We start from the raw sequence: 26,306 nt of genomic DNA, 5'->3' as shown, positions 1-26,306 counted from the left end.
AAAATATCAGTGTTACTGGTTTCATCTAAGTTATAACATCGCCTAGAATCGAACCTCTGCGTGGAAGATGTAAACGCATCTGGTTTCATTCGGCGGTTTGACTGGCCTGCTAATTTTTACATAGAGGCTAAACAGCGAGATCGTGCGATGTTATACAGCGAAACTAATTAGGAGAAAGGATGCAACTGCTTCGTTTTATCAGCCTGTGCGGGCTGTTGGCTGTGATGTCAAAAGTAAGTCTGGCGCAGAATACGGAGTTTCGCCCGGGCGTGGGTTTATATGAGGGCGTTAATGCTCAAGGGTGGCTGTTTGAGCAGTTGCAAATCAACGAACAGCCTCCGCATGCGCTGGTACGGTTCAGCATTGTTGATGCTTTTACTTCCGGTTCTGTAGTGGAGTTTTCTGAAGAGCAACTGCAATGCTCAGCTTCAGAATGTATCTTGGACGTTGTGAATCCCAACTGGTCGGATTCAAGAATCCGCTTAATTATTACTCCGCAATTCGATCAAGGTCTGCGGGTGTTAGACATTACGACCCATCAAGAAGGGAAGGCATTGTCCAGTAATAGTTATTTGCTATTAAAGCAAGCCGGAGAATCTACAGTAAAACGTTTTACCGAACAGCATATCGCCTTTTATAAACAGTCCTTTGAACATAATGTTCGTACTGATGAGGCTCAATATGGCCATTATGGCCCCTGGCTGGGTATTCTTGAGCAGGATGAAAAGCGGGATCTGGTATTTCTGGAGTTTAATAAAACAGGACGCTCCCGTTTTATCCGTTATGTTACAGGAACTGCTTATACCGACGAAGCCTTCTTTGAAGCCGGGAAAATTAATGAGGCTGGAAATATCTTATTTATTCGCACATCGCATAATGTTTTTGCTAATAAAGTGCTGCTGCATCGCAACAGCGCTAGCATGATAAACGGTTACCTATTTTCAGAGCTACAAGGCAACTTGGTTCAACCAGGCAGTTTTAAGCTAAGACGTTTTCAACCAAGACCGCCAGGTAACGCTCGATTTATAATCAAGCAGCAAGGCGAATAACAGTCTGACTCTAGATAGGGCTATATTCGTAAAAAGCGCCGCCTGATTAATGCGGCGGCGCCTGCACTTTTAACCACCACCCAGCCGGTCACGCAGCCGGTTACGCAACTGATCCTGCAGATTACCAATTTTGGCATTTAGCAGTTCTTCCAGTTTGGCTTCCATGGCTTTGCTATCGGTTTCTTGTTGCTGCAACAGGTTTAACCACTCTTGCTGTGGTCCCAGTTGCTGCGTCAGGCGGTTATCCAATTCGGTACGCAGCTGGGTTTGTAGCTGCGCGATTTTTTGTTTGGCTTCGCCCAGCAATGCATCACCCAACATCCGATCCAGTGAGGAGCGGATTGTCACTTGCGGATTGGAGATCAAGCCTTCTGCCAGCACATCCAACGGGATCTGTCCCTGGCGGTTCAGTAAGGTGACGAGCTGGTCCAGATAGCGGTTGCCGGTTTGGTCAAAGCGGGCATTTTTTAACAGCACTTTGGCCTGCTGTTTTAGCTGATCATCGGTCAGTTTCAGTGAGCCATTGGCACTAAATAAGCCCGCCAGCAGTGTCAGCGCATTTTGCTCGCGGCCCAATGTCAGATTTTCCAGGGCCATGCCTTCGAGCTGCCAGCTTAGGTTAGTGATCATCTGCTCCAGAATGGCAAAATCGCCATTAAGTTGCAGCTTATCCAGTCTGGGCAGGCCCGCGACATTCAGTTTAAAGCGGGTTGCCACGTTATTGATCAGTTGATGTTGGGTAGTAATGTCCTGCATGGTTAGCAGGCTCTCGGTGCCAGCCAGTAACACCTGAATGCGCGCTTCTTTAACCCAGAAATCCGGAAAGGGCTGATTCGGATCCAGCGGTTTTGCCGGGGCCGGTTCGCCGTCCTGCTGCAAATAGGGTTTGGCTAATTGATAGAGTGCTTCCAGTTTCTGGATTTCACGCGCCCAGACATCGCCCAGCAGGATCTGGAAAATCGGTGCCAGGCCGCCTTGCTGAATATTCGCCAGCTGCTGCAGTTGTTGCCAGTCCTGCTCGGCAGCAGTGCGTACGGCTTTAACGGCAGCGCTCAGGCTATCGCGGCTTTCGGTCAGGCTTTGTTGCAACTCGCGCAGCTTGTCGCGTTCAGTGCGTAATTGTTGCTGCAGGCTGGTTAATTGCTGGGTTTTGGCGGCCAGATCTGCCGCGTCGCTGATACGGCTGTCGGTTAGCGCCTTAATGCTGCTTTGGAACTCAGCCAGCTGTTCCGGTGTTGGTAGTTGCTGGCGCAAGGTGGTCATTTTTTGGCGCTGCTGCGCGGCCAGCTGTTGTAACTGTTCGCCCTGCTGCAGCGTCTGTAGATTGGCTCTGGCCAGAATGGCATCAGCGGTCGGGATCTCGACTTGCAGTAAAGAGGCTAAATCCAGCGCATTATCATTGGCCGGCGGTACCCGGTATACCTTGCCGGGCCGGGTTCTTTGACTGCCGTATTCCAGCTCCAGTACTTCTAGCTCTTCAACGATATAGTAACCTTTTAAGGCCGGCCAGGGGTCGACTCGGGCATAGGCTTTGGCAAAGCTGATGCTATTAAAATCTGGCTTTGCCGGATCGGTAAGCTGTACGCCATCAAGCTGCAACGATACCGGTAACAGGCGCAGCGATACACTGTCGACATTCACTTCGGCGCCGGTGATCTGCTCCAGCTCACTGATTAAGATGCTTTTAATAATACTGTTGGCCAGCAAATAGGCCACCAGCAGCAAGGTGAGCAGACTCACCGGAATTAACCAGAGTAATTTTTTCATTAACCGATCCTTATTGGTTTACAGGCAGGCTTAGCAATATAGTTTAGAGGATAATGCCTTAGCTTTCATCACTTTGGTCAGACAATGCTTTAGAAGTTCCATTGCTCCGTTGCGACCAGCTGCAGGGGGCTGCGGTAAAAGGCCCTGCAATCGGGCGCGCCTGGCAGTAAGCTAAAGCCATTGCCATAACAGAAAATGAGGCTATATGCGTTTACTGGGAATAGGTTTAACACTGTTATTACTGGGCTGTCGGCCAGCGCCGTTACCGGAAGCCGCGCCGGGGCGTGACTTACAATGGCTGGATGCCCGATCGGCGCAGCAGGCGTTAGCCAGTAATGAGATCAGCAGCGAACAGTTAGTGCAGTTTTATCTGGCACGGATTGCCGAGCATAATCAGCAAGGCTATCAACTACATGCTATTACCGATATTAACCCGGACGCCCTGACGCAGGCGCAGCAATTAGATAAAGAGCGGGCGGCTGGTCGGGTCCGTTCGGCGCTGCATGGTTTGCCGGTGCTGTTAAAAGCCAATATCGCTACCGCAGATCAATTGCCTACTACTGCAGGGGCCCTGGCATTACAGGGGCATTTAACCTCACAGGATGCGGAATTGGTGCGGCAGTTACGGGAGGCCGGTGCTGTGATTTTGGCAAAAACCAATTTATCCGAATGGGCGAATTTTCGCGGTGAAAACTCGGCCAGCGGTTGGTCCGCCCTGGGTGGGCAAACCCGTAATCCGCATCTGCTCAGTCATACGCCCTGTGGTTCCAGCTCCGGTGCCGGTGCGGCTATTGCCGCGGATTTTGGGTTGTTGGCAGTAGGTACTGAAACGGATGGTTCTATTATTTGCCCCTCTGCCATTAATGGTATCGTCGGTATTAAACCCACCCGGGGGGCCGTGTCCGGCGAGGGTATTATTCCGATTGCCAGCGCCCAGGATATTGCCGGCCCTATGGCACGCCGAATCTATGATGCGGCCTTGTTATTGGAGGCCATGCTGACGCCGGCCGCCCGTGAAGCCATTCCGGCTTCGCTGACAGCAGCGGCACTGCAGCCGGCGAATGCCGGCAAGGTCCTGCTGGTGCGCGCTTACGACGAGCGCGAGCCTGCCGTGGTATCGATGCTGGATAATACCGCTCAGGCATTAGCGGCGGCCGGTTTTGAGGTGGTGGAAACGGCGGAATGGCAGTTACCGTCTGAATTATATCAGGCCGAGTTTAGCGTGTTGCTGTACGAATATGCCCGCGATCTACAGCAGTGGCTAACTGACTATCAGGTGCCAGAGCAGGTCAATACGCTGCAAAAGATCGTTGCGTTTAACCGCGCGCAGGGCGAGCGGGCGCTGGCGTTTTTTGGTCAGGAATATCTGGAGCAGGCGGCGGCGATCGATCTGGTTGCTGCTGAAGCCGACTATATTGCAGCGCTGGCACAAAGCCGCGCTCTGGCTGAGGCCGCACTTAACCAGTATCTGCAGCAGGGTTTCTCGGCGATTATTTTGCCCTCCTATGGTCCGGCCTGGCCTATTGATCATATCAACGGCGATCAGTTTAATTTTGGCACCTCGACGGCAGCTGCGGTAGCCGGTTATCCGTCTATTACCTTACCCGGCGGCTATAGCGGGGTGTTGCCGCTCGGCATTAGCCTGGTCGGTTTACCCTGGTCCGAGCCGGAGTTAATCCGCATCGCCGCCTTGCTAGAGCAGCAGCTGGCTGCATATCGGCGGCCGGGGTTTATCCCGGCGCTGCCAGCGGATAATGCACAAGCTACACCGGCTCAGCCTGAGCCAACGCAGCCAGAATAGAGCACGCGTTGGCACTGACTGTGCCACCACAACAGGCATTGTGTAATTGCTGCAGTGCCTGTTGCAGCCGTTGCAGCTCGGCACGCTGTTGCTCTATTTCCTGAATTTTTAACGCGACCTTGTCTTTAACATCAGCACAGACCCAGGCACTTTTGTTATCTTCAATGGCCAGCAGCTCGCGGATCTGCTGTAAGCTAAAGCCAATAGCCTTAGCACGCAGGATAAAACTCAAGCGTTGCACATCGCCTGTGCCGTACTGGCGATAGCCGGCGCCAGAGCGTGGAGCTGTTGCCAGTAAGCCCTGTTTTTCGTAAAAACGAATCGTATCTACCGTGACGTCAAATTGCTGAGCCAGTGCGCCAATTTTCATACCGGATACCTAAGTTGCTAAAATTATTGCTGCGAAGGCGGTCTGTCACTACCGCCCCGACAGTTTAAGCATAAGTCTGGAGTCAGCTCCAGAGTCAAGTCCGAAAAAAGCGTGTTAATACTGCTTGACTCTGGAGTTACTCCAGATTGCACAATGCGCTGACTGAACTATCTGATGGAGTACTTGCCATGTCTGCAGCGAACCTGAAGGTGCTGATACCTGTTACCAAACTGACCTGTGCCGGCTGTGTGCGCCGCGCGACAACGGCACTTAGTGCTGTACCGGGCGTGCAGCAAGCCAATGTTAATCTGGCCAGTGGCAACGCCGAGTTAAGTCTGGAGGCAGCGACAGTACTGCCCCAGGTTGTGAGTGCGCTGGAACAGGCTGGTTATCCGACCCGTACCGAAGCTTTACTGTTTAGTATCAGCGGTATGCATTGCGCGTCCTGTGTCAGCAAAATTGAGCAGGCCTTACGGCAGATCCCCGGCGTATTATCGGCGCAGGTGCAACTGGTCAATAGTCAGCTACAGCTTAGCCGCATCAGTGGGTTGGCACAGACCAGCGAGTTACTGGCAACGGTGCAGCGGCTGGGCTATCAGGTTAAGGTCGTGGATGAGCAGCACGCCGATCCCGAGCAGGAGCAACAGGCGGCTCAACGTCGCTTAAAGCGTCAGTTTTGGCTGGCGCTGGCCTTAACACTGCCGGTGTTTGTGCTGGAGATGGGCGGGCATCTGCTACCGGCTTTTGCCGCGCTGTTACAGCGGGTATTACTGCCGGAGCACTCCGCCTTATTGCAATTTACGCTGACCACTTTGTTGCTGGCCTGGCCGGGACGGGATTTTTTCCGCATTGGTTTGCCAAACTTGTGGCGCCGCAGTCCGGATATGAATTCCTTAGTGGCATTGGGTACCCTGGCCGCCTGGAGTTTTTCGACGCTGGTGACCTTTGCCCCCGAGCTGATCCCCCAGGTTAGTCGCCATCTGTATTTTGAATCGGCAGCGGTGATTATTACCCTGATCCTGCTTGGGCGTTATCTGGAAGGGCGGGCCCGGGGCCGCACCGGTGCCGCTATTCGCAAGTTACTGGGCTTAAAAGTCAGTCAGGTCAGAGTGCGGGTGAATGATAACTATCAGGATCTGCCGCTGGCGGACCTCAAGGTCGGCATGCAGTTTTTAGTGCGTCCGGGTGAGCGGATTGCTGCTGATGCTCGGGTGATCAGCGGTGAATCCTGGGTCGATGAGTCGATGCTCACCGGCGAGCCGCAGCCGGTGGCAAAGCAGGCGGGCACTGTGGTCACCGGCGGTACGCTTAATGGTACTGCTGGTGCGCTGCTCTGTGAAGCTAAGGCCGTTGGCGAGCAGACGGTGCTGGCACAAATTGTCCGCCTGGTGCAGCAGGCACAGAGTAGCCGGCTGCCCATTCAGGCGCTGGTCGATAAGGTTACCGCGGTATTTGTACCGGTGGTACTGGGGATCGCGCTGCTAACGGCGCTGCTCTGGTTGTGGCTGGGCGGTGAGCAGGCCTTAACGCAGGCACTGGTGAATGCGGTGGCGGTGCTGATTATTGCCTGCCCCTGTGCCATGGGGTTAGCCACACCGGTGTCGATTATGGTCGGTACCGGCCGCGCGGCTGAGTTGGGGGTACTGTTTCGCCAGGGCGCGGCCTTACAGCAATTGCAGCAAGTCAGGCTGGTGGCCTTTGATAAAACCGGTACCCTGACCCAGGGTAAGCTGGCGCTGACTGATATCGTTGCGACGGCCGATTTAACCGCACAGCAGGTGTTAGCTATCGTGGCCGCCTTAGAGCAGTTTGCCGAGCATCCGCTGGCGCAGGCGCTGGTCGCTGCCGCTCAGGCGCAGCAGTTGCCCTTTGCGGCAACGACGGAGTTTCAGGCCATTAATGGTCAGGGCGTTACAGCTTTGGTTGACGGTAAACGTTATTATCTGGGCAATCTGCGGCTGCTGGCTGAGCAGCTGCCGGCACAGTTCCCGGCAGCGGAACTGCCGAATGCCAGCCAGCAACAGCAGCTACAACAGTTAACGGCAGCTGGCAAAACGGTAATTTTCTTAGCGGATACTGAGCGGTTGCTGGCGATGATAGCGCTGGCCGATCAACTGCGACCGGAAAGTCAGGCTGCGGTGCAAGCCTTGCAGCAAGCCGGCTTAACGGTGGTGATGGTGACCGGTGATCAGCTGCCAACGGCAAAGGCAGTAGCAAAACAGTTAGGGATTAGCGAAGTGCGGGCGGGGGTATTACCCGAGGGTAAGCAGCAATTAGTGGAGCAGCTAAAGCAGCAGTATGGCAAGGTGGCCTTTGTTGGTGATGGTATTAATGATGCGCCGGCGCTGGCCGCCGCCGATGTCGGCATTGCTATTGGTACCGGCACCGATGTGGCGATAGAAGCGGCCGACGTGGTGTTGCAGCGCAGTGATGTAGGAAGCGTATCGCAGGCACTGCAGTTAAGTGCCGCTGTGATGCGCAATATCCGGCAAAACCTGTTTTGGGCCTTTGCCTACAATGTGCTGCTGATCCCAGTGGCAGCCGGTGTGCTGTACCCGTTCACCGGCACCTTGCTGGCACCGGGACTGGCGGCAGGCGCTATGGCATTAAGCAGTATCTTTGTACTGAGTAATGCTTTGCGGCTGCAGCGCTTTCGGTAGCTAAATGCCTTTTCCAGCGTTATCGCAACAGCGGTTTTAACAGGTGGTAAAAGATACAGACTAAACCTGCCGCCTCAATCAGCAATAGCAACACCAGGGCCAGATGCTGCATAGCATGGCCCTGAGTTTTTAACTGATGGTGGACATAGATCCCCGCGGTCAGTGCCAGGCTATAAAGGCCCAGCACCAGATGTGTCAGCAGCATTTCAATACTCATCTTAGCCTCCTAACCGGACCAGCCCACGATCACTGTCACCACTGCGGTGATGACAAAAATAGCCGTGGCGAGCAGCATTTCTGCGACGATAGCCATTTGCAACCGCCTTGGATCTGAATGTTGTTGCAGTGCGGGTACCAGCCTGAGTTTATTCAAGGCTCCTAAACTCAGCAAGCCAATAACCAGCAGTATTTTAGCAAGCAACAGTTGGCCATAGCTGGTGCTCCAAAGTTGCTCTGGCGCGGATAACAGCAGCCACAGCATGCTGACGCCGCTCAGCAGTATTAGCAGCAAAACCCCGATCATGATCTGACCAAACTGGTGCAGTAACGCGTGCAGCCTTGCGGTTGGACTATGGCGGCAAAGCCGCCAAAGCAGTGGCAGGGAGCCTACCCATAGGCCAACAGCCAACAGATGTGTTAGCAGCAGCAACTGCCCTGGCAGACCAAGGCGCAGCAGGTGTCCGCCTTGCAAGAAACCGAGCATCAGTAACAGCAATGCCAGGCTTTGCAGCAGAATTGGCAGGTATTTAAACTTTAAAAGCAACAGGCTAAGCAAAAGCAAGCCAAAGGCGGGTAATTGGAGACGTAGCGTTCTTCCTGCAGCGTCCGGCCACAGAAATTGCATCAGTTCCCAATCAAACATGCCTCCAATGTCAGTCATGGCCATAATTCCTACCTGCAGCAGAAAGCTGTTTAGCACGCTAAAAGCACCCAGGCCAAACACCAGTGCCTGACCAGGCCGGCTTAGCGGTGCGCTAAGCCGGTGCCGCTGTGCCAGCCAGTTGCAGAGCACCAGCCCCAGCGTGATGGCCGTGCACAGATAAAGTAGGATCCGGCTTGCGGCAGCCCCTTGCTCCCAGTACATGATTAAATGCCCTGTGACTGCAATGTCAGCAGTCTCGCGTGATGGTGCTGGTGCTCTCCCGCCTCAGGTTGCTTGCCAGGGGATGATTCTGTTACGTTTGGATCAATACTAAAGGCAATGACACCGCTGACCCTGTGGCCGTCAGCGCCTATGGCAGCCCAGGAAAACTGATAGCTGCCAGCCTTCAGTGCCGGCAGTGTAAACTCAATATGATCGGTGGCTTCGGTATTGCGGCGAAAGCCAAATTCAATGGCCTCTTCATCCAAGGTAAGCTCCAGCGATAACATCCGTACCGGATCACCAAAGTGCAGCATCACCACTTTAGGGGATTTTGTAAGCACGGCGTCCTTTGCCGGAATGGAGAACATTAGTGGGGTATGGGCCAAAGCTGCGTTGCTTTGCAGAGCAAAGAAGAACAGGGCTGCCATCAGGCTAGCTAAAGTTTTCATCATCATTTCCTTCAAAAATTTAGTTGGTTTTGTATGGGGTACAACAGCATGCCCTGGTTTGGACCAAGACAGCCTAGCTAAACTGGGATTAAAGCCAAATCTATCAGCAGGTTTTGGGAGGTTGGGTGGCGCGGCTTAACAAAACGCTTAAATCAATAAAATCCAGGCTAGGGATGGGATCCGTTACCTGGGTAGCTTGAGGCGAACTCTGCTCGAAAGTCGGCGTAGCGGTGACACAGCAACTTGCGCACAGACTACAGATGGAAGTCGTCGCTTTGGCGGCGGCCTCAGGCTGAGATACATCGGCTTGACGAGGTAATTCCACTGTGCTGTTTAAAGGTTCTGCACTGGCTAACTGAGCTGAGCTGTTATCACTGGCCTGGGCATGGCTATCAACCTGCTCGCTGGCTGACTCTGCAGGTTGGTGCCCGAGATGACAACCTGTCATAGCAAAACCAGCCACACTTTTTAGCAGCAAGGCAGCAATCATCAGCAGAGCGGTACAGCGCATTAGGGCACCCAAGCATTAAATTCGGTATAAACTTTAGCGGACTTTCCCTCTGCAGGCAAATATTCTGCCCTGTGGTGTCGGCTGCATTCTGCCACTTAATCTGGCCTGTGTTTTGATCTACTTGCCTTAACAATTTTGACAATTACAAGGCAAAAGCGTAAATTAAGCGCATCTCAACTCTGGTAACTGCAGATGCTCAGCACTTTTGTACAACGGCAAAAAATCTGGGCCATCCCGATGATGGTTAGCCTTGCCTTGTCCTGGTGTTTGCTGTTCTGTGGTCAGCTATTTGCAGCGAATCATAGTGCAGAGCTGCAGCACGAGCCACCTTGCCATGGTGTCGTAACCGGGCAGTTAACGCAAGAACCGCAGCTACTGCATGATTTATGCAGTGGCTGTGCGTTAGAGGCGGTACAAACGGTAACGCCTGAGTTGCCGGCAGCATTGCTGTGGCCCTATGCTATCATTGAGTTAGTGCAGCCTGGCCTTGTTGCCGGGCAGCAGAGTTTATCTCAGGTAGTCAGTCCGCCTTATCCCCGAACGACCCCGCTTTATATTCAAAAATCTGCCTTATTAATTTAACACCTGCAGTGATTCAGATTGGGCTGCATGCATTGGCGTGTAGTGTTATTTGTATTTACCCGGCAGGATAATTTTATGTTTCGTTCTCAATCTTATAGCAAGATGCTGTTTGGCTGGTGTGTGCTAATTAGTTACAACCTGATGGCTATGCCACATCAACATGCTTCTGAGCAGCATCAACATGCTAAGCCGCAGGCGTCGGCAGTGGCACAGCAAGGTGCACTTGCCGCGCTCAGCCCACAAGCAACCACACTCTATACTTGCTCGATGCATCCGCATTTTCGTTCTGAAAATCCAAACGATCGCTGCCCCATCTGTGGTATGAGTTTAATTCCGGTTGAGCAGGATGATGATCCCTTGCCAGAAGGAGATGATGCTGTGATCCGGTTAAGCCCTCGGGCCAATGCGTTATTGCAACCGGAGTTAACACCGGTTCTGAGGCAGAAAGCCTCGGCTAGCCTGTCACTGGTGGGGCGTTTGGCGGCTGATCAGAGTCGACTTAAAACCATCAGTGCCTGGACTTCCGGGCGTATTGAGCAGCTTTATCTGGCGACCACGGCAGTGGATGTTCGCGAAGGTGACCCTATGGTCGAAATTTTTAATCCTGAGCTTATCGTGATCCAGCAGGAGTTACTGCAAGCCAAGCAGTTGTCTGCTGGCCGTGGCGCAGGTTTACCTGCCGCCAGTACATTGGATGCTGCCCGCCGCCGCTTGCGTTTGCTCGGGGTGCCGGCGGCTCAGATTGAGCAGATCCTGCAACGGGAAACCCTGCAGGATACGGTGACCATTTCTGCACCCGTTTCTGGTCGAGTGATGGAGCGCATGGTTAATAGTGGGGCCTATGTTAGCACCGGTCAGCCATTATTTACGGTGCTGGGACTTGAGACGCTGTGGCTGGAGCTTGAGGTGTTCGAACATCAGTTAGGCGATATCCGGCCGGGACAGACACTGCAGGTTACGCTGCTGGCGTTGCCCGGTGAAACGCTGGAAGCCAAAGTGCAACTGATAGAGCCGGAGGTCGACAGCTACCGGCGTACGGCCCGGCTGAGGGCGGTACTGCCCAATCGGGATGCCAGGTTAAAGCCTGGTATGCTGGCCAACGCCACCCTCAGCACTGAACAGACTGAGGCATTGTTAATTCCGGTTTCGGCGGTGCTATTAACCGGTGAGCGGGCGCTGGTATATGTGAAATTAGACGACGAAAGACCTACCTATGCCGGGCGTGAAGTGACTTTGGGACGACGTTTTGGTGACCATTACGAAGTATTGGCTGGCTTAAACGAACATGAGTTGGTGGTTAGTAAAGGTGCGTTCAGATTGGATAGTGAGCTACAGATCCGTGGCTTGCCCAGCATGATGTCGCCTGGTGGCGGTGCAGATCCGCACGCCGGACACCGGCATGCCGTGGCCTCGGACAAGAAGGATCAGACTCCGGTGATAAAGCCAGTCACTGACAAGGCGCCACAAGTCGATTTTCGTCTAACCGACACCGAACACCAAAGCTTACTGGCGGCCTATCAGCAACTCTATCTGGCATTAACCGAAGATAACCTCAGTGAGTGGCAAGCTGGAACCGCTCGTTTTCAACAGTTAGTTGCGCAAATCAACTGGCCGGCGAATTTTCCACGGATTGTCGTTGCACTGCAGCATGGCCGCGATGAGATCGACGATGTGACCAGCTTAGCTGACGCCAGAGCACAGTTTTACCAGCATAACTTAGGTTTGTTGCGTCTGGCTGAATTGGGTGTGATTGCACCGGGTTGGTATCGGGCGTTTTGCCCAATGGCGCGCAATGGCGACGGTGCTGCCTGGTTACAGCCACAGCAAAATATTCTGAATCCCTATTTTGGTGCCATGATGCTGCGTTGTGGCGAGGTTGAGCAACAATTCGCATCAGGAGAGACGCATGAACACTGACATGCCGGTGCGTCCTTGGTTTGAGCGATTATTAGCCACCTGTTTAGCGCAAAAACTCTTGGTGATGTTGTTGGCAGCATTGCTGTTACTGGCAGGTGTTGCCTACGCCCCCTTTGGTTGGAAAACCGGTATGCCGCTTGAGCCAGTAGCGGTGGATGCTATTCCAAATTTGGGTGAAAACCAGCAAATTGTTTTTACTGACTGGCCAGGCCGTTCACCGCAGGACGTGCAGGATCAACTTACCTATCCGCTTAGCGTCGCTCTAATGGGGGTGCCGGGAGTTAAAGATGTGCGCTCGGTGTCAATGTTTGGTTTTTCCAGCATTGCGGTGATCTTTGACGATAATACCGAGTTTTACTGGTCCCGTACCCGTTTACTCGAAAAACTGGCCAGCTTAGCTCCGGGTACCCTGCCGGATGGGGTGCAGCCGACGCTCGGACCTGATGCCACGGCGCTGGGGCAGGTGTATTTATATACTCTTGAGGGCCGTGATCCTACCGGTAGAACGACCGGTGGCTGGGATCTCGATGAGCTGCGCACGGTGCAGGATTGGTATCTGAGTACCGGCTTACTGGCGGCTGAGGGGATCAGTGAGGTTGCCTCTATCGGTGGTTATGTCCGTGAATATCAGGTGGAAGTAAACCCGGACCTGTTACGTATTTTTCAGGTCAGTTTGGCGGATGTGAGTGATGCTGTGATGGCGTCAAATCTGGATGTCAGTGCCGGCAGTCGCGAAATTAACGGCGCCGAGTATCTGATCCGCGGCGTAGGTTATATTAAAACCCTGGCCGATATCGAGCAGGCGGTGGTAAGACTGGCAGCGGACAACACGCCGATCCGGGTCAGTGATGTGGCCAGAGTGCAGCTTGGTCCGGCAGCGCGGCGCGGCGCATTAGATGTGAACGGTGCCGAAGCTGTGGGTGGGGTGGTAACGGTACGCGAGGGTTATAACCCGCGCCGGGCCATTGAGAATGTCAAGCGTCGTTTAGACGAAGTTAGCCGTGGTTTGCCAGCGAAAGCGGTGATCGATTGGCAGCAAGTGAGTGCATCTGAAGTGGCATCCTTTGCTGCATTGCAACAACTACCTGCCTGGCAAGGACGGGATAGCGCCAGCCAGCAAGCCTGGCTCAATTACCTTAGAACCACTCCTGGCGATGCTTGGCCTGCTTGGTTAACCCTAAGTCAGCTGACGGTTGTACCATTTTACGATCGCAGCGAACTGATTGATGAAACTCTTGGCACCCTGCAGGATGCGTTAACGCAGCAATTATTGGTGACCATAGTCGTAGTGTTGGCATTACTGTTACATTTTCGCGCTGCGCTTGCCGTAAGTCTGATGCTGCCGTTGGCGGTACTGCTGAGTTTTATTACGATGAAGTGGCTGGCAGTAGATGCCAATATCGTGGCTCTGGCCGGGATCGCCATTGCGATAGGGACCATCGTCGATATGGGAATTATCGTCAGTGAGAACCTGTTACGCCAACGTCAACAGGAGCCAGACCTTAGCAGTATAGCATTGGTTAAAAAAGCAGGTGCCGAAGTGGGGCCGGCTATTCTTACCGCCATCAGTACCACCGTCATTAGCTTTTTACCGGTGTTTACCATGACCGGTGCCGAAGGAAAGTTGTTTGGCCCGCTGGCTTATACTAAAACCTTCGTCTTGCTTGCTGCAGCGTTACTGGCGTTAACCGTATTGCCAGTCATTCTGTGTTTATTATTTAAATGGCGCCGCAGCGAATTAAGCAGCCACTGGCAGCGCTGGTTATTGAGTAGCCGGCGTTGGTGGTTATTGCTGGCGCTTATTATCATCTTTGTCTGGTCAGGTTACAGCTTGCTTGGCTGGGCGACCCTGTTCTATGGACTGGTGCTACTTGCTCATTCCCACCTGGGACATCGGCTTTGGTCCCATTTACAACACCAGCAACCAGCCCTGGCGCAGCGCATACTTAGATTGCGCCAGCCTCTGGCACAGCTAAGGACGCCCTGGCTGTGGTCGCTTGGCCACAAATTACTAATCCTGGCAGTGTTAGTGGCGGCGGTCAGTATTCTAAGCCAGGTTTGGTTGCCGCTTGGGCCTATGGCCGGCCAGTTTGCCAACTGGAGTTTTGTTAGCTTGCTGCTGCTGTTGGTGCTGGGCGGCTTTCTGCTGTTTTTATGGAGTTACCCCTTCCTGCTCGCGCTATTTTTACGCGTTAAAGTGCTGTTTTTGTGTTTACCGTTGCTAATTATCGGCTACGGTGCGACGGTGTGGCTGGGGGCGCAGCAGACGCTGGGCTGGGTACCGGCACTGTATGTCGGGCTGGGCGGTGATGCTAACCATATCAGGCATAGCGAGAGCTGGGTGCATTTAACCCATCGTTATCCTGGATTGGGACGGGAGTTTATGCCGGCACTGGATGAAGGCGCCTTTTTGCTGATGCCGAGCTTAATGCCGCATGCCTCTATTGGCGAAGCGCTGGCGATTTTGCAACAACAGGACGCTGCCATTGCGGCGATCCCAGAGGTACGCTCAGTTGTGGGTAAAATTGGCCGGGCAGAAACGGCTTTGGATCCGGCGCCACTTGGCATGATTGAAACCCTGATCCAATATCACAGCGAATTTAAAACTGACGAACGCGGCCGTCGGCGTTACTTTAAAGTCGATAGCCAGAGTGGTGACTTTATCCGCGATACGAATGGCGAGTTGATTGAAGATGCAAAGGGCCGGCCATACCGGCAATGGCGCGAGCATATTCAATCGCCCGACGATATCTGGCAGGAAATCGTTCGTGCAGCGCAGGTACCAGGTGTGACCTCGGCGCCGAAGTTACAACCGATAGAAACCCGCTTACTGATGTTGCAAACCGGCATGCGCGCGGCCATGGGGGTGAAACTCTCAGCGCCGGATCTTGAGACCTTGGATGGCTTAGCGGTAGAGCTGGAGCAACTGCTACGCCAGGCGCCCGGGGTACAGTCTGCTTCGGTCAGTGCTGAGCGGGTGGTTGGCCAGCCCTATCTTGAGGTAGTCCCGGATAGGGCCGCCATTGCCCGTTATGGTTTGAGTATGCAGCAGGTGCAGCAAAATCTCGCCGCTGCAGTAGGCGGAATGGAGGCGGGGCGCACTGTGGAGGGGCGCGAGCGCTATGGTATCACGGTGCGGTATATGCGTGAGCGCCGTGATAGTCTGGAGCAACTCTCTGAAATCCTGATTGATACCCCAGCGGGCTATCCGGTACCGCTGACACAGCTAGCGGAAATTCGTTATCAGCGCGGGCCACAGATGATCCGCGCCGAAAACACTTTTTTAACCGCCTATGTGACCTTTGGTGGCTTAAGCGGTTGGGCTGAGGTTGACGTCGTCGATGCGGTTGCCGGCTATTTACAACAGGCCATTGCCTCGGGTGACTGGCAACTACCAGCCGGCGCCAGTTATAGTTTTGCCGGCAGTTTTGAGCATCAGCAACGTGCCAGTAACACTTTGCAGTGGGTGATCCCGCTGTCGCTGGTACTGATTTTTATGTTGCTGTATTTGCAGTTTCAGCAGGTGACGACTGCGCTGATGATTTTTAGCAGTATAGCGGTGGCTTGGGCTGGTGGCTTTATTGCACTGGATCTTTTCGCGCAGCCATGGTTTTTAAACATCGACTGGTTTGAGATCAATATGCGCCAGCTGTTCCAGTTACAGAGCTACCACCTGAGTATTGCCGTCTGGGTAGGCTTCCTCGCGCTGTTTGGTATTGCGGTGGATGATGGCGTAGTGATGGCAACCTATCTGAAGCAGCAGTTTGCGACATTGAAACCGGCAAGTCGCAGCGAGGTGCGGGAACTGGTGATGCAGGCGGCGTTAAAACGCATTCGCCCCTGTTTAATGACGTCCGCTACTACGATACTGGCGCTATTACCGGTACTCAGCTCCACTGGCCGCGGTGCTGATCTGATGATCCCAATGGCAATACCGACACTCGGCGGCATGCTGTTTGTGCTACTGAGCGTCTTTATGGTGCCGGTGCTCTATGCTGCCCGGGAGGAGTGGCGCTTGCGTTAAGAGGCAATCCGGAGCAGTTGTAGCATCCTAGCCGTGTCTCTCTGGTGGCTTTGATGCTACAGCCCCTGCTTTTGCTAAGTTGCCTTAACGCAGCGCTATATCGCGCTTGCCAACAACCTCAGTGCCAGCGGGCTTACCAGCAAGGCGCCAAGCAGATAGCCGCAAAAGCGTTGGCGCTGACTAAACGGATAACCGGTGTTAAGCCCGATCAGTGCCGAACACCAGGGTAAGCGCCACCCCAGCCAGACCAATAAAGCAGAGGCTGCTGCCGTGAACACTAAGATCAGACTCGCTTCGGCCAGTGCGCCCACGGCATGGGGCGTCAGCCATAGTGCCGCTACGATTAATAACGTCTGATGCACTAAATAACAGGGAAACACCGCGCGGTTAGCCACATTCAGATAACGGTGCGGCCGGTTCAGATAGTGCTGCGCCAGTGCCAGTAACCAGGCTACCACTGCTACACCTTGCAGCGAGAAGCTTAGTCTGAGAGCAAAGCGCATTGGCTGCTGATAATCTGGCCACTGCGCCGGTTGCTGCAACTGGAAATACAACAGACAGAGCAGCAGATAATTCAGCAAACAGAACCACCCTAACGGACGGCGGCAGGCGTTAAGTTGCTGCCAAAATCCGGGTACTGAAACCAGTGCCATGCCGAGCAGGAAAAACAGCAAGCCCTGCAGATCCCGGATACTGTCACCGCTGAATTGATAACGACAGAGTAACAACAGGGCACCCACCCACACTAAAAACCAACCGATAGGCATCGTAAATAACCGCGTCAGTAGCCGATTTAGCCCAGGCAAATACAATAAAGGCGCAAGTAGCATGGCCAGTAAGGTAAAGCGCCACAGGGAGCGTAAAAACCACAGATGATTGACATCAACATGTGGCCAAACGCCCCGTTGATAATTAGCAAATAGCGGATGATCCAGCTCAAAAAACGCCAGATAAAACTGCCAGTAGCTCAGCGAGAGGCCGTCTTTTTGTACCATTTCGGCATAGAGCTGTGGTGGTACTATAATCCAGAGCCCTACCATTAGCGGCAACAGCAGCAACACAGTTCGCTTGCCGGCAAATTGCAGGTAAGCCCGCAGCCCCGGTAAACGCTTTAGCACAGTACCAAGGGCAAAGCCGGCAATCAGCCAGATCAGCAGCATCCGCCACGGCGAGGACAGCAGCATCAGATACTCCAGCGATGACGATAAGTACTGACTCTTATAGTGGTAGTCCCAGGAAGCAACATATAACATCCCCAGGTGGTATAGCATCAAGAGTCCGAACGCCAGCACTCTTAGCCAATCCAGGTCGTAGCGTCGTTCGGGGTGGCTTGTGGTGGTTCCGTGCACAATATCGGTCATTCACAACTCCTTTGAATTGATTTCACGGCAGAATCTTGTGCTAGTATGCTGGCGATAATAGGTTGCGGCTATAGCAGGTTGGCTTAGCGGTGGCTCTGAGGGACAACAGGTGGCGACAGATGACAAGCGGTAATTCCTGGTTCGTACAATGCGTGCAGCGCCATCCTGTGCGTAGCGGCTATTTGCTGTTTGCGCTGTTTTTGATCTTAAATGCCGCAGTCAATGTCAGTTCAATCTGGACGGCTGAGCAGCGCCAGCCGGACAGCACCTTGTTAATTTGGCAACCGATACTGTGGGAATACAGCAGCGTGCTGAGTACCTTGTCACTGAGCCCGCTACTATTCTGGTGGTTTGGCCGGCACCCGCTGCAATTTAAAGCGCCAGCCCGACAACTGCTGCTGCACCTGGCGGCATCAGTGGTGTTTTCACTGAGTCATGTTGGCATTATGGTAACGCTGCGTAGCTGGGTATACCGCTGGTTGGGTAGCGACTATCAATTCGGGCCGCTCGGACGTGAGCTTATCTATGAATATCGCAAAGATCTGTGGGCATATCTGGTCTTTCTCTGCGCTTTTCAGCTGGCACGTTTTGTTCACGCCAGATTACAGGGCGAAGCCTATGTGGTCGGGACCGCCGTCAGCGCCGAAGCTGCAGGCGACCCCAGCCACCAGGGGGCGACAAGTGGTGTGGTCGAGCAACCGGGTTATTTTCTGGTTAAGAAACTGGATAAGGAATACCTGATCCGTGTGGAAGACATCGCCTGGCTGGAAGCTAACGGTAACTATGTAAATTTGCATAGCGAGGGACGCATTTATCCGCTACGCGCTACGCTGGCAGCTACCCTGGAAACTCTGCAGCAGGCCGGTTTTTGCCGGATACACCGCAGTCTGGCTGTTAACCTGCGTTATATAGAGAGTATTGGCTATCAGAGTAGTGGTGATGGCAGCATCTTATTGAAAACGGGTCAGCAGTTGACGTTGTCACGCCGCTATAAAGAACAGTTTAAAGCGACGGTGGACTGGACGCAAACTAAGCCATAGCGAGCCGCTATAGCGCCGGTCTGTCTTGCAAGGATTGCTGCAAGGACACAGCCGGCGCGGCTTAAGTTTATTGATGATAACTAATATGCTGATGGAAACGCACGGTTAAATCATCGCGCTCTGGTTGCAGATTTACCGCTTTAGCAAAACGACGCAGCGCGCTTTCTACTTCATTCATAAAGCGGCCATAACCCATATCGGTTTGGTCGTCTGGCGTGGCGAAAATGATCAGCTGCATCATTTCTACCAGCTTATCGCCCTGCAGATCGCTTACCAACTGGCCTTGTTTGGCGCTGGGGTCAAAACCAATCATCTGCAACTCTGTGCCCTGGCTGCTTTTATCAAACTGGCTATTGCGGACCAGCGGTAATAAACCATTGGCCAGCACGGCCAGATGTTGCAGTTTTTCTTGCTGACAGGCCGAGACAAAGTGATCGGCGATATGCTGATATAGTGGCAGATAGGGGCTGCTGCTGTGCAGATCCAGCTTTACCTGCTCTTTTAGCCGCCGGCTGAGCGGTAAATTGACAATCACATAAGTCAGGGCGCTATGGGCCGGCAGTTCCGCTTGCCGGGCTTTATAACGGGCATCGATAGAGCGCAGTTTATAGCCGTAACTTTCTTTACTGCCTTTGGCTTTGGCGAATAAATCATAGGTCAGATGCTGGTGATCACGGACTTTGATTTTCAGCTCTGCCAATGCCAGGCGGTTACGCAGCTCAGTCAGTAATGTCGTCACCTGCTGATGAAAGGCTGCGGCATTAGAGCGCAGTGGCTGCTCGGTTGCCAGAAACAACAGGCTAATTTTCCGTGCCCGCACTTTGGCATCATAGAAGCTATGCTGGGCTTCATGGTAGCTGGGGTTATAGAAAAACAGAATTTGCTCGGCGGTTTGCAGCACATAGGCTTCCTGGTGGAAGCGCACTACCGGGGTTTTTCCGTTCGCAATCAGATGCACATTGCGCAGGCCAAACTGATCGGCCAATTCAAACAGCTTTTGGCTTAGCGCTTGATACAGCGCCAGGTAGGGCGCGTCTGTACTGCTTGCCGGGTAGCGGGCTACCAACTCATCGGACAAAACAAACTCAGCCAGCAGGTATTGATTATCGCGGGCCGACGCGGGCAAATAAACCTTGTGTTGCGAACTGACGGGCATAACCGTACTCCTGTACAGATTAAAATTGCGCCAATTGTAGCAAAAAGGCTGGCAAGAGTGCCAGCTGGTTAACATTATTTAAATCCTTGAGTGTTATCAGGTTTTTATACAGAGACTGTGATAGCCCTTATATGCATAGCAGGATGTTTTTTAAAAAATTCTGCTAGAATAAGCAGTTATTACCTTTTAACCGCCGCCTGAACTCTGGATAGATGATGTCTGTAACCTTATTAATTGATTATTGGCTAATTGCCATTACTGCACTCTTTGTCGTTGTTAACCCGCTGACAACGGCTTTTATCTTTGTTTCCTTATTGCCAAATGCCAATGCCATTCAGCGTAGGCGGGCTGCCAAACGTTCCACCCTGGTCTCGGCCGGGATCTTTTTGTTATTTGGTTTGCTGGGCAGTTTTATTTTTAAGGTGTTTGGTATTACGCTGGAAGCCTTTCGCATCGCCGGCGGCCTGATCCTGTTTGGTATTGCGATGAGCATGATGCAAAAAGGTCTGGATGATGGCGAAGAAGCAACAGGTAAAGAGCCACATCCGGATGGGAAGCTGGCGAAAGATGTGTCGATTATTCCGTTGGCGATCCCCTTTATTGCAGGCCCCGGCGCCATTGCCACCGTGATGATCCTAACCAGTGAAGCACAAAGTTTGTGGCACTTTATTACGGTGTTCCTGGCTATCGGTATTACGACCTTTTCCTGTTATCTGGCAATGATTTATTCGCATGTGCTGGTGCGCTATATCGGCGAGACCGGTAAAGAAATTATTACCCGGCTGTTCGGCTTGATCCTGTCAGTTATTGCCGTGCAGTTTGTGATTAACGGCGTGCTGGATATTTATCGTAGTCTGTAAAAAAACAGGGCGCCGTTGCGCCCTGTGTTGCTTGCTTAGCAACCGGCTCAGGCCAGAATAATAAAGCCAAAGAATGCCAGCACCGCAGCGATAAAGGCATAGGGGAACTGGGTTAGGGCGTGGCTCATCAGGTTACAGCCCGAACCCTGCGCCGCTAATACGGTTGAGTCACTGTAGAAGCAGGCCTGACTACCAAAGGAGCTGGCTGATAGCAGGGCACCAATCACCAGTGGGATATTGGCATCTACTGCAATAGCCAGCGGCATCACAATCGGGATCGACACCGCAAAAATACCCCAACTGGAACCGGTAACGAAGGCTAACACAGCCATCGCCACAAAGACCAACGCCGGTAACATCTGGGCGTTCATATAGGGCGCCAGGTTCTCAATCACGTATAGCGGTAACCCTAACTGATCACAAACATCCTTAAAGGTAAAGGCCGCGATCACGGTACAGATCGCCGGTAACATGGTTTTAAAACCATGCATCATCAGCTCCATCATCTCGGTAAAGGGCATCAGACGCTGCGCCATATACATTGGGATGGTCAGAATAAAGGTCAGAATTAACGCAGGCCAGATTTCCGCTTCAAACCAGATAGTAAAGCCAATCAGCATCAGCATCGGTAACAGGAAGTTATACAGCTTGCCGCCTTTTTTGTCTGACGCATCAAACTCTTCTTCAAAGGCTTCTACTGCAAAGTCGTCGCTGGTATGGGTATGTGAAGCGGCGGTTTCAGCCGGCGCATCAATATTGCCACTGGATTGCTGGGCGGCCAGTTCGGCTTTTTTCATTGGGCCAATCAGCGGCACTATGCCTAAGATAACCAGCGGCACCATAATCAGCGCCAGCCAGGCATACACCATATAAGGAATGGCTGAGATATAGGTTTTAATGCCATTGGGGTCGGTTTCCGGCGCGATACCGTTAGCCACCAGCAGACCACCAAAGAAAATGGCCCAGGTTGAAATCGGCACCAGCACGCACATCGGTGCTGCGGTTGAGTCAACCACATAGGCCAGCATTTCCCGCGATACCTTGTATTTGTCGGTGATCCGTTTCATGGTTTCGCCGACGGTTAAGGCATTTAGGTAATCATCGATAAAGATAATCAGACCCAGAAAGTAGGTCATAAACAGCGACGGTTTGCGGCCACTGGCATACTGCTGTGCCATCCGGCCAAAGGCAAAGGCGCCACCGGTATGCACCAGCAGCGCAATTAAGGCGCCAAAGCCACCACAGACCAGAATTAGCCAGCCAATGGTTTCGTCCTGCATCACGCGCACTGAGGTTTCGCCCAGATTAAATAAGGCTTCAATCGGTGAGCCGGCCAGCAAAATTAAGCCGGCGGCGGCACCTAACACCAGCGCCAGAATAGGCCGCTTTAACCAAACGGCAAACGCCAGTACGACTAAGGCGGGGATCAGACTAATGGCTGAAGGTTCAACGGCGGCCGCTTCGGCCGCCGCAGCAATAGGTTCGGCCAGACTCTCTAAAGATGCATCTGCTGACATGGTTTTTTATTCTCATAATAAAAGCCGGGACAGGCCGGCAAAGTTAACTGAACCGTTGCAGCAGATTGGACAACTCAACGGAGCGGAACACTGCGTGGTGCTCTGGCTAAACGGGCGGTTTAGCTGCATAAGTATCCAGCGCAGGTCTGTCTGATCTTTATGCAGACAAACGCGTGCATCATAGCAAAAAAACGATTTTGCACAATTGGAATCTTTGTGCCTGATATAGGGCAACAGCTGTCAACTATTTTTACAGCCTGACGTTTGCGTTGAAATTAACTTATGCCAAGTCAAGTAGTTATTTTATGGCACGCTCTATGCTAAACCTACGTTGTAGTTAATCGTCAGACGAGCATTGAGCAAGCTGATAAAACATTTTGCAGGAGCGAGAAAATGAAAAAAATTTTGAAAGGTGCCATCGCAGGGGTCGCGTTGTTACTAGCGCCCTTCACCCAGGCGGCAATGGTTACGCAGTGGGATTATAGTGTTACCTTGGCATGGGCTGGCTGGAATTTCGGAGCTGGTTCGGGAACTCAAGCTACAGGTCCTTCTTTATTAACCTGGGGCGACCCATCTGGTAATCATGCTGTAGCGGGCGGTGGCCGTAGTGGTTTAGGCATTACAGAGTCACCAGCAAATGGTATCGTCAATACCAACGGTCCTTTTGCATTGACCAATATTATCACTCACTATAACAATCCAATCAGCTCTTCCTACGCAACGCTGACCAGCGCAAGTTTACAGTCAACACTGCTGTTAACACCACTGAATCCGGCGGGTAGTGCGTTAGATTTACTGGTAGCTAACTTCAATATCAACTTTATTGAAACGCCAAATCAAAGTCCTTGTCCGTTCCCATCGTTATCGGTTTGTGATGACATTTTTGTTATCTCAACTGATGCGCTGAATGCGTCTTTTGACTATAACGGCTTTACTTACTTTATCAGCATTATTGAAACCAGTGGTTCTTTAAATCCAATGGACGCTGCGACCTGTGCTCAGGCTGGTATTGTTGGTCCATGTTTGGGCTTTAAAACCCAGGAGAACCAATTTACCGACGCCCAGTTCGCATTCCTGATCACCACTGAACCTGTGACTATCGTTGCTGCACCTGGTGTGCTGGCGCTGATGGGGTTGGGTTTAATGGCTCTGGTCGGTGTACGTCGTCGCAAGCAGTTAGTGGCATAGTATTAATCGTTAAATAAAAAATGCCGGCATAGTCCGGCATTTTTTATGGTCAGGTTACCCCCGAAAAGGGGGGCTGTCGGGATAGAAATTACCGACTACTATAAGGCGGCGATTTCGGCCTGCTGCGCCTGAAGTTTGGCTAACGCCTGCTCCAGTTCCGCCAGTTTGGCGCGCTCCTTCTCCAGCACCGCTTCCGGTGCCTTGGCAACAAAGCCCTCGTTATTCAGCTTACCGGCAACCCGGGATAACTCTTGCTGGGTTTTCTCCAGTTGCTTAGCAATACGGTTCAGTTCTGCTTCTTTATCAATTAAACCCGCCATTGGGATCAGCAAGTCCATGCTGCCAATCAGCTGAGTGGCGCTGGCTGGTGCTTTAGCATCAGCCGCCAATACCTCCAGGCTGTCCAGTTTCGCCATTACCAGCAGGAAGTTACGGTTTTGCTCCAGTCGGCGTTGCTCTTCAGCATTCAGATTACGCAGCAATACCGTTAATGGCTTAGATGGGGCAATATTCATTTCACCACGCACGTTACGGATAGCGGTGATCACGGCTTTTAACCATTCCAGATCAGCCTGCGCCGTTTCATCCACCAGCTCAGCCTGATAAACCGGATAGGCGGCCAGCATAATGCTGTCGCTGTTAATACCGGCCAGTGGCTTAACGGCTTGCCAGATACTTTCCGTGATATAAGGCATAATCGGATGCATCAGGCGTAACAAGCTTTCCAGCACGGTGATCAGCGTATGGCGGGTGCCGCGCTGTTCTGCTTCAGAGCCTTTGAACAACACCGGCTTGGTCAGCTCCAGATACCAGTCACAGAACTGGTTCCAGGTAAACTCATACAGTGCGGTGGCGGCCAGATCAAAGCGGTAGCTGTCGAAGTAATGTCGTACTTGTTTTACCGTTTGCTGGTATTGTGCCAGGATCCATTTATCGGCCAGTGACAGCACCTTATCGTTGCTGTTAAAGCCGCAGTCCTGACCTTCGGTATTCATCAACACATAGCGGCTGGCATTCCACAGTTTATTGCAGAAGTTACGGTAGCCTTCTAAGCGCTTCATATCCCAGTTGATATCCCGACCGGTAGACGCCAGCGCTGCCAGCGTAAAACGCACCGCATCGGTGCCGCTGGCCGGAATACCCTCCGGGAACTGCTTGCTGGTGCGGTCGGCAATTTTCTTCGCCAGCTGCGGTTGCATCATATTGGCAGTGCGTTTTTCCAGCAGCGCGTCCAGCGTAATGCCGTCAATCATATCCAGTGGGTCAATCACATTACCCTTGGATTTTGACATCTTATCGCCGTTTTCATCCCGGATCAGGCCGGTGACATAAACCGTCTTAAAGGGCACTTGCGGCTTACCATCGGCATCTTTAATAAAGTGCATGGTCATCATGATCATCCTGGCAACCCAGAAGAAAATAATGTCGAAGCCGGTCACTAATACATCGGTAGGATGGAAGTTTTTCAGATCTTCAGTTTGCTCCGGCCAACCCAGCGTCGAGAACGTCCACAGCGCCGAACTAAACCAGGTGTCCAGCACGTCGTTATCCTGACTCAGGCTGACGCTAGCTGCCAGCTGATATTTGCTGCGCACCTCAGCTTCGCTACGACCGACATAAACCTTGCCGTCGGCATCATACCAGGCTGGAATGCGGTGGCCCCACCACAGCTGACGCGAGATACACCAATCCTGAATATCGCGCATCCAGCTGTAGTACATATTCTCATATTGCTTCGGCACAAACTGAATATCGCCGTTTTCTACCGCTTCGGTCGCCGTTTTCGCCAGTGGCGCAACCCGCACATACCACTGATCAGTCAGCATCGGCTCAATGACCACGCCGCTGCGATCACCATAAGGCAGGGTGTTGTTGATCTCTTCAATTTTTTCCAGCAAGCCGGCAGCATCAAAGGCAGCAACGATGGCTTTGCGGGCTGCGTAGCGATCCAGGCCCTGATATTCAGCCGGGATCGCAATTTTAAGTTCGGTATCCGGCTGGCCATTAATATGGTAGCAGTCTGCGCTCTGACGGATAGTCGCATCGGGGGTCATCACATTAATCAGCGGTAACTGATGACGTTTACCAACTTCGTAGTCATTAAAGTCATGCGCCGGTGTGATTTTGACGCAGCCGCTGCCTTTGCTCATGTCGGCATGTTCGTCAGCGATAATCGGGATGCGGCGGTTGGCCAGCGGCAACAGGATGGCTTTGCCAATCAGATCTTTATAGCGCTCGTCTTCCGGGTTTACCGCGACCGCGCTGTCACCGAGCATGGTTTCCGGGCGGGTGGTCGCCACCACCAGATAGTTTTTACCATCGGCGGTCTTTACACCATCGGCCAGCGGATAGCGAAGGTGCCAGAACTGACCCTTTTGCTCTTTGTTCTCGACTTCCAGATCCGAGATAGCAGTGTGCAGTTTCGGATCCCAGTTGACCAGGCGTTTACCGCGGTAAATCAGATCATCTTCATACAGCCGGACAAAGACTTCCTGCACGGCATTCGACAGGCCGGCATCCATGGTAAAGCGTTCACGGTCCCAATCGACCGAGTTACCCAGGCGGCGCATTTGCGAGGTAATGGTACCGCCGGATTCAGCCTTCCATTGCCACACCTTTTCAATAAATTTATCGCGGCCAAGCTCAGCGCGGCCGGGCAGACCTTCCTGTGCCAGTTTACGTTCTACTACCATCTGGGTGGCGATACCGGCATGGTCGGTACCGACTTGCCACAGCGCATTTTTACCCTGCATCCGCTGGTAGCGGGTGAGTGCATCCATAATGGTTTGCTGGAACGCATGCCCCATATGCAAGCTACCGGTAACATTTGGCGGTGGGATCATAATGCAGTAGTTATTACCCGGCCGGTTATCGCCGTTCGGTTTAAAATAGCCCTTGCTTTCCCAGGCCTGATACATCGCCTGTTCTATTTCACTGGGGTTAAAGGTTTTTTCCATCTGAGTGATACCT

Annotated in this window: 19 protein-coding genes; 9 read left to right on the top strand and 10 right to left on the bottom strand. The window is 52.7% G+C overall.

Annotated elements, in window-relative coordinates; translation table 11 throughout:
- Positions 1 to 179: 179 nt before the first annotated feature.
- A complete protein-coding gene (locus H1D31_RS01735; protein WP_261255424.1) occupies positions 180 to 1,049 on the top strand; it encodes a hypothetical protein in 870 nt (289 codons plus the stop codon).
- 69 nt (positions 1,050 to 1,118) lie between these two features.
- Here H1D31_RS01735 and H1D31_RS01730 read toward each other — a convergent pair whose 3' ends face one another.
- Positions 1,119 to 2,816 (bottom strand): TIGR03545 family protein, encoded by a 1,698-nt coding sequence (locus H1D31_RS01730; protein WP_261255422.1) that lies wholly within the window; start codon positions 2,814 to 2,816, stop codon positions 1,119 to 1,121.
- A 205-nt stretch (positions 2,817 to 3,021) separates the two neighbouring features.
- On the opposite strand from H1D31_RS01730, the gene H1D31_RS01725 reads away from it, so the two are divergent.
- Positions 3,022 to 4,617 (top strand): amidase, encoded by a 1,596-nt coding sequence (locus H1D31_RS01725; protein WP_261255420.1) that lies wholly within the window; start codon positions 3,022 to 3,024, stop codon positions 4,615 to 4,617.
- Here the strand turns inward: H1D31_RS01725 and zntR are convergent.
- The gene (gene zntR, locus H1D31_RS01720) at positions 4,580 to 4,987 is read right to left on the bottom strand and encodes a Zn(2+)-responsive transcriptional regulator (RefSeq protein WP_008951084.1); all 408 of its coding nucleotides are present in this window, start codon (positions 4,985 to 4,987) and stop codon (positions 4,580 to 4,582) included. The genes H1D31_RS01725 and zntR overlap by 38 nt on opposite strands.
- A gap of 188 nt (positions 4,988 to 5,175) precedes the next feature.
- On the opposite strand from zntR, the gene H1D31_RS01715 reads away from it, so the two are divergent.
- Positions 5,176 to 7,647: a heavy metal translocating P-type ATPase gene (locus tag H1D31_RS01715; RefSeq protein WP_261255416.1), complete on the top strand. Its 2,472-nt coding sequence runs from the start codon at positions 5,176 to 5,178 to the stop codon at positions 7,645 to 7,647.
- Between the two features lie 19 nt (positions 7,648 to 7,666).
- On the opposite strand, the gene H1D31_RS01710 is transcribed toward H1D31_RS01715, so the two are convergent.
- The 4 genes from H1D31_RS01710 to H1D31_RS01695 form a co-directional block, all read right to left on the bottom strand.
- Entirely contained in the window at positions 7,667 to 7,864 is a 198-nt protein-coding gene (locus H1D31_RS01710) for a hypothetical protein (protein ID WP_008951086.1), read from the bottom strand.
- A gap of 9 nt (positions 7,865 to 7,873) precedes the next feature.
- Positions 7,874 to 8,731: a copper resistance D family protein gene (locus H1D31_RS01705; RefSeq protein ID WP_261255413.1), complete on the bottom strand. Its 858-nt coding sequence runs from the start codon at positions 8,729 to 8,731 to the stop codon at positions 7,874 to 7,876.
- A gap of 2 nt (positions 8,732 to 8,733) precedes the next feature.
- The gene (locus H1D31_RS01700) at positions 8,734 to 9,180 is read right to left on the bottom strand and encodes a copper resistance protein CopC (RefSeq protein ID WP_261255412.1); all 447 of its coding nucleotides are present in this window, start codon (positions 9,178 to 9,180) and stop codon (positions 8,734 to 8,736) included.
- Positions 9,181 to 9,283: 103 nt separating this feature from the next.
- The gene (locus H1D31_RS01695; RefSeq protein ID WP_261255410.1) at positions 9,284 to 9,691 is read right to left on the bottom strand and encodes a hypothetical protein; all 408 of its coding nucleotides are present in this window, start codon (positions 9,689 to 9,691) and stop codon (positions 9,284 to 9,286) included.
- A gap of 192 nt (positions 9,692 to 9,883) precedes the next feature.
- Between H1D31_RS01695 and H1D31_RS01690 the strand changes: the two genes are divergently transcribed.
- The 3 genes from H1D31_RS01690 (at position 9,884) to H1D31_RS01680 (ending at position 16,214) form a co-directional block, all read left to right on the top strand.
- Positions 9,884 to 10,273, top strand: coding sequence for a hypothetical protein (locus tag H1D31_RS01690; RefSeq protein ID WP_261255406.1), 390 nt, complete (start codon positions 9,884 to 9,886; stop codon positions 10,271 to 10,273).
- A 75-nt stretch (positions 10,274 to 10,348) separates the two neighbouring features.
- Positions 10,349 to 12,190, top strand: coding sequence for an efflux RND transporter periplasmic adaptor subunit (locus H1D31_RS01685; RefSeq protein WP_261255404.1), 1,842 nt, complete (start codon positions 10,349 to 10,351; stop codon positions 12,188 to 12,190).
- Positions 12,180 to 16,214, top strand: coding sequence for an efflux RND transporter permease subunit (locus H1D31_RS01680; RefSeq protein WP_261255401.1), 4,035 nt, complete (start codon positions 12,180 to 12,182; stop codon positions 16,212 to 16,214). Before H1D31_RS01685 ends, H1D31_RS01680 begins: the two co-directional genes overlap by 11 nt.
- 95 nt (positions 16,215 to 16,309) lie before the next feature.
- On the opposite strand, the gene H1D31_RS01675 is transcribed toward H1D31_RS01680, so the two are convergent.
- Complete coding sequence (locus H1D31_RS01675) at positions 16,310 to 17,575, bottom strand: acyltransferase family protein (protein WP_261255399.1); 1,266 nt, start codon at positions 17,573 to 17,575, stop codon at positions 16,310 to 16,312.
- A gap of 119 nt (positions 17,576 to 17,694) precedes the next feature.
- Between H1D31_RS01675 and H1D31_RS01670 the strand changes: the two genes are divergently transcribed.
- Positions 17,695 to 18,615 carry a LytR/AlgR family response regulator transcription factor gene (locus tag H1D31_RS01670; RefSeq protein WP_261255397.1) on the top strand — a complete coding sequence of 307 codons (921 nt, stop codon included), beginning with the start codon at positions 17,695 to 17,697 and terminating at the stop codon, positions 18,613 to 18,615.
- 67 nt (positions 18,616 to 18,682) lie between these two features.
- On the opposite strand, the gene H1D31_RS01665 is transcribed toward H1D31_RS01670, so the two are convergent.
- Positions 18,683 to 19,771 carry a DUF3083 family protein gene (locus tag H1D31_RS01665; protein WP_261255396.1) on the bottom strand — a complete coding sequence of 363 codons (1,089 nt, stop codon included), beginning with the start codon at positions 19,769 to 19,771 and terminating at the stop codon, positions 18,683 to 18,685.
- A 215-nt stretch (positions 19,772 to 19,986) separates the two neighbouring features.
- Here H1D31_RS01665 and H1D31_RS01660 point away from each other — a divergent pair, with 215 nt between their 5' ends.
- The gene (locus H1D31_RS01660) at positions 19,987 to 20,631 is read left to right on the top strand and encodes a MarC family protein (protein WP_008609125.1); all 645 of its coding nucleotides are present in this window, start codon (positions 19,987 to 19,989) and stop codon (positions 20,629 to 20,631) included.
- Between the two features lie 47 nt (positions 20,632 to 20,678).
- Here H1D31_RS01660 and H1D31_RS01655 read toward each other — a convergent pair whose 3' ends face one another.
- A complete protein-coding gene (locus tag H1D31_RS01655) occupies positions 20,679 to 22,148 on the bottom strand; it encodes a Na+/H+ antiporter NhaC family protein (protein ID WP_008951096.1) in 1,470 nt (489 codons plus the stop codon).
- A 393-nt stretch (positions 22,149 to 22,541) separates the two neighbouring features.
- On the opposite strand from H1D31_RS01655, the gene H1D31_RS01650 reads away from it, so the two are divergent.
- The gene (locus H1D31_RS01650; RefSeq protein ID WP_261255392.1) at positions 22,542 to 23,336 is read left to right on the top strand and encodes a THxN family PEP-CTERM protein; all 795 of its coding nucleotides are present in this window, start codon (positions 22,542 to 22,544) and stop codon (positions 23,334 to 23,336) included.
- 98 nt (positions 23,337 to 23,434) lie between these two features.
- Here H1D31_RS01650 and H1D31_RS01645 read toward each other — a convergent pair whose 3' ends face one another.
- Positions 23,435 to 26,293 (bottom strand): valine--tRNA ligase, encoded by a 2,859-nt coding sequence (locus tag H1D31_RS01645; RefSeq protein ID WP_261255390.1) that lies wholly within the window; start codon positions 26,291 to 26,293, stop codon positions 23,435 to 23,437.
- Between the last annotated feature and the right edge of the window lie 13 nt (positions 26,294 to 26,306).

This window comes from Alishewanella sp. BS5-314 (genome assembly GCF_025377695.1).
Lineage (GTDB): Bacteria > Pseudomonadota > Gammaproteobacteria > Enterobacterales > Alteromonadaceae > Alishewanella > Alishewanella aestuarii.
This window is presented reverse-complemented; position numbering and strand designations above follow the sequence as displayed.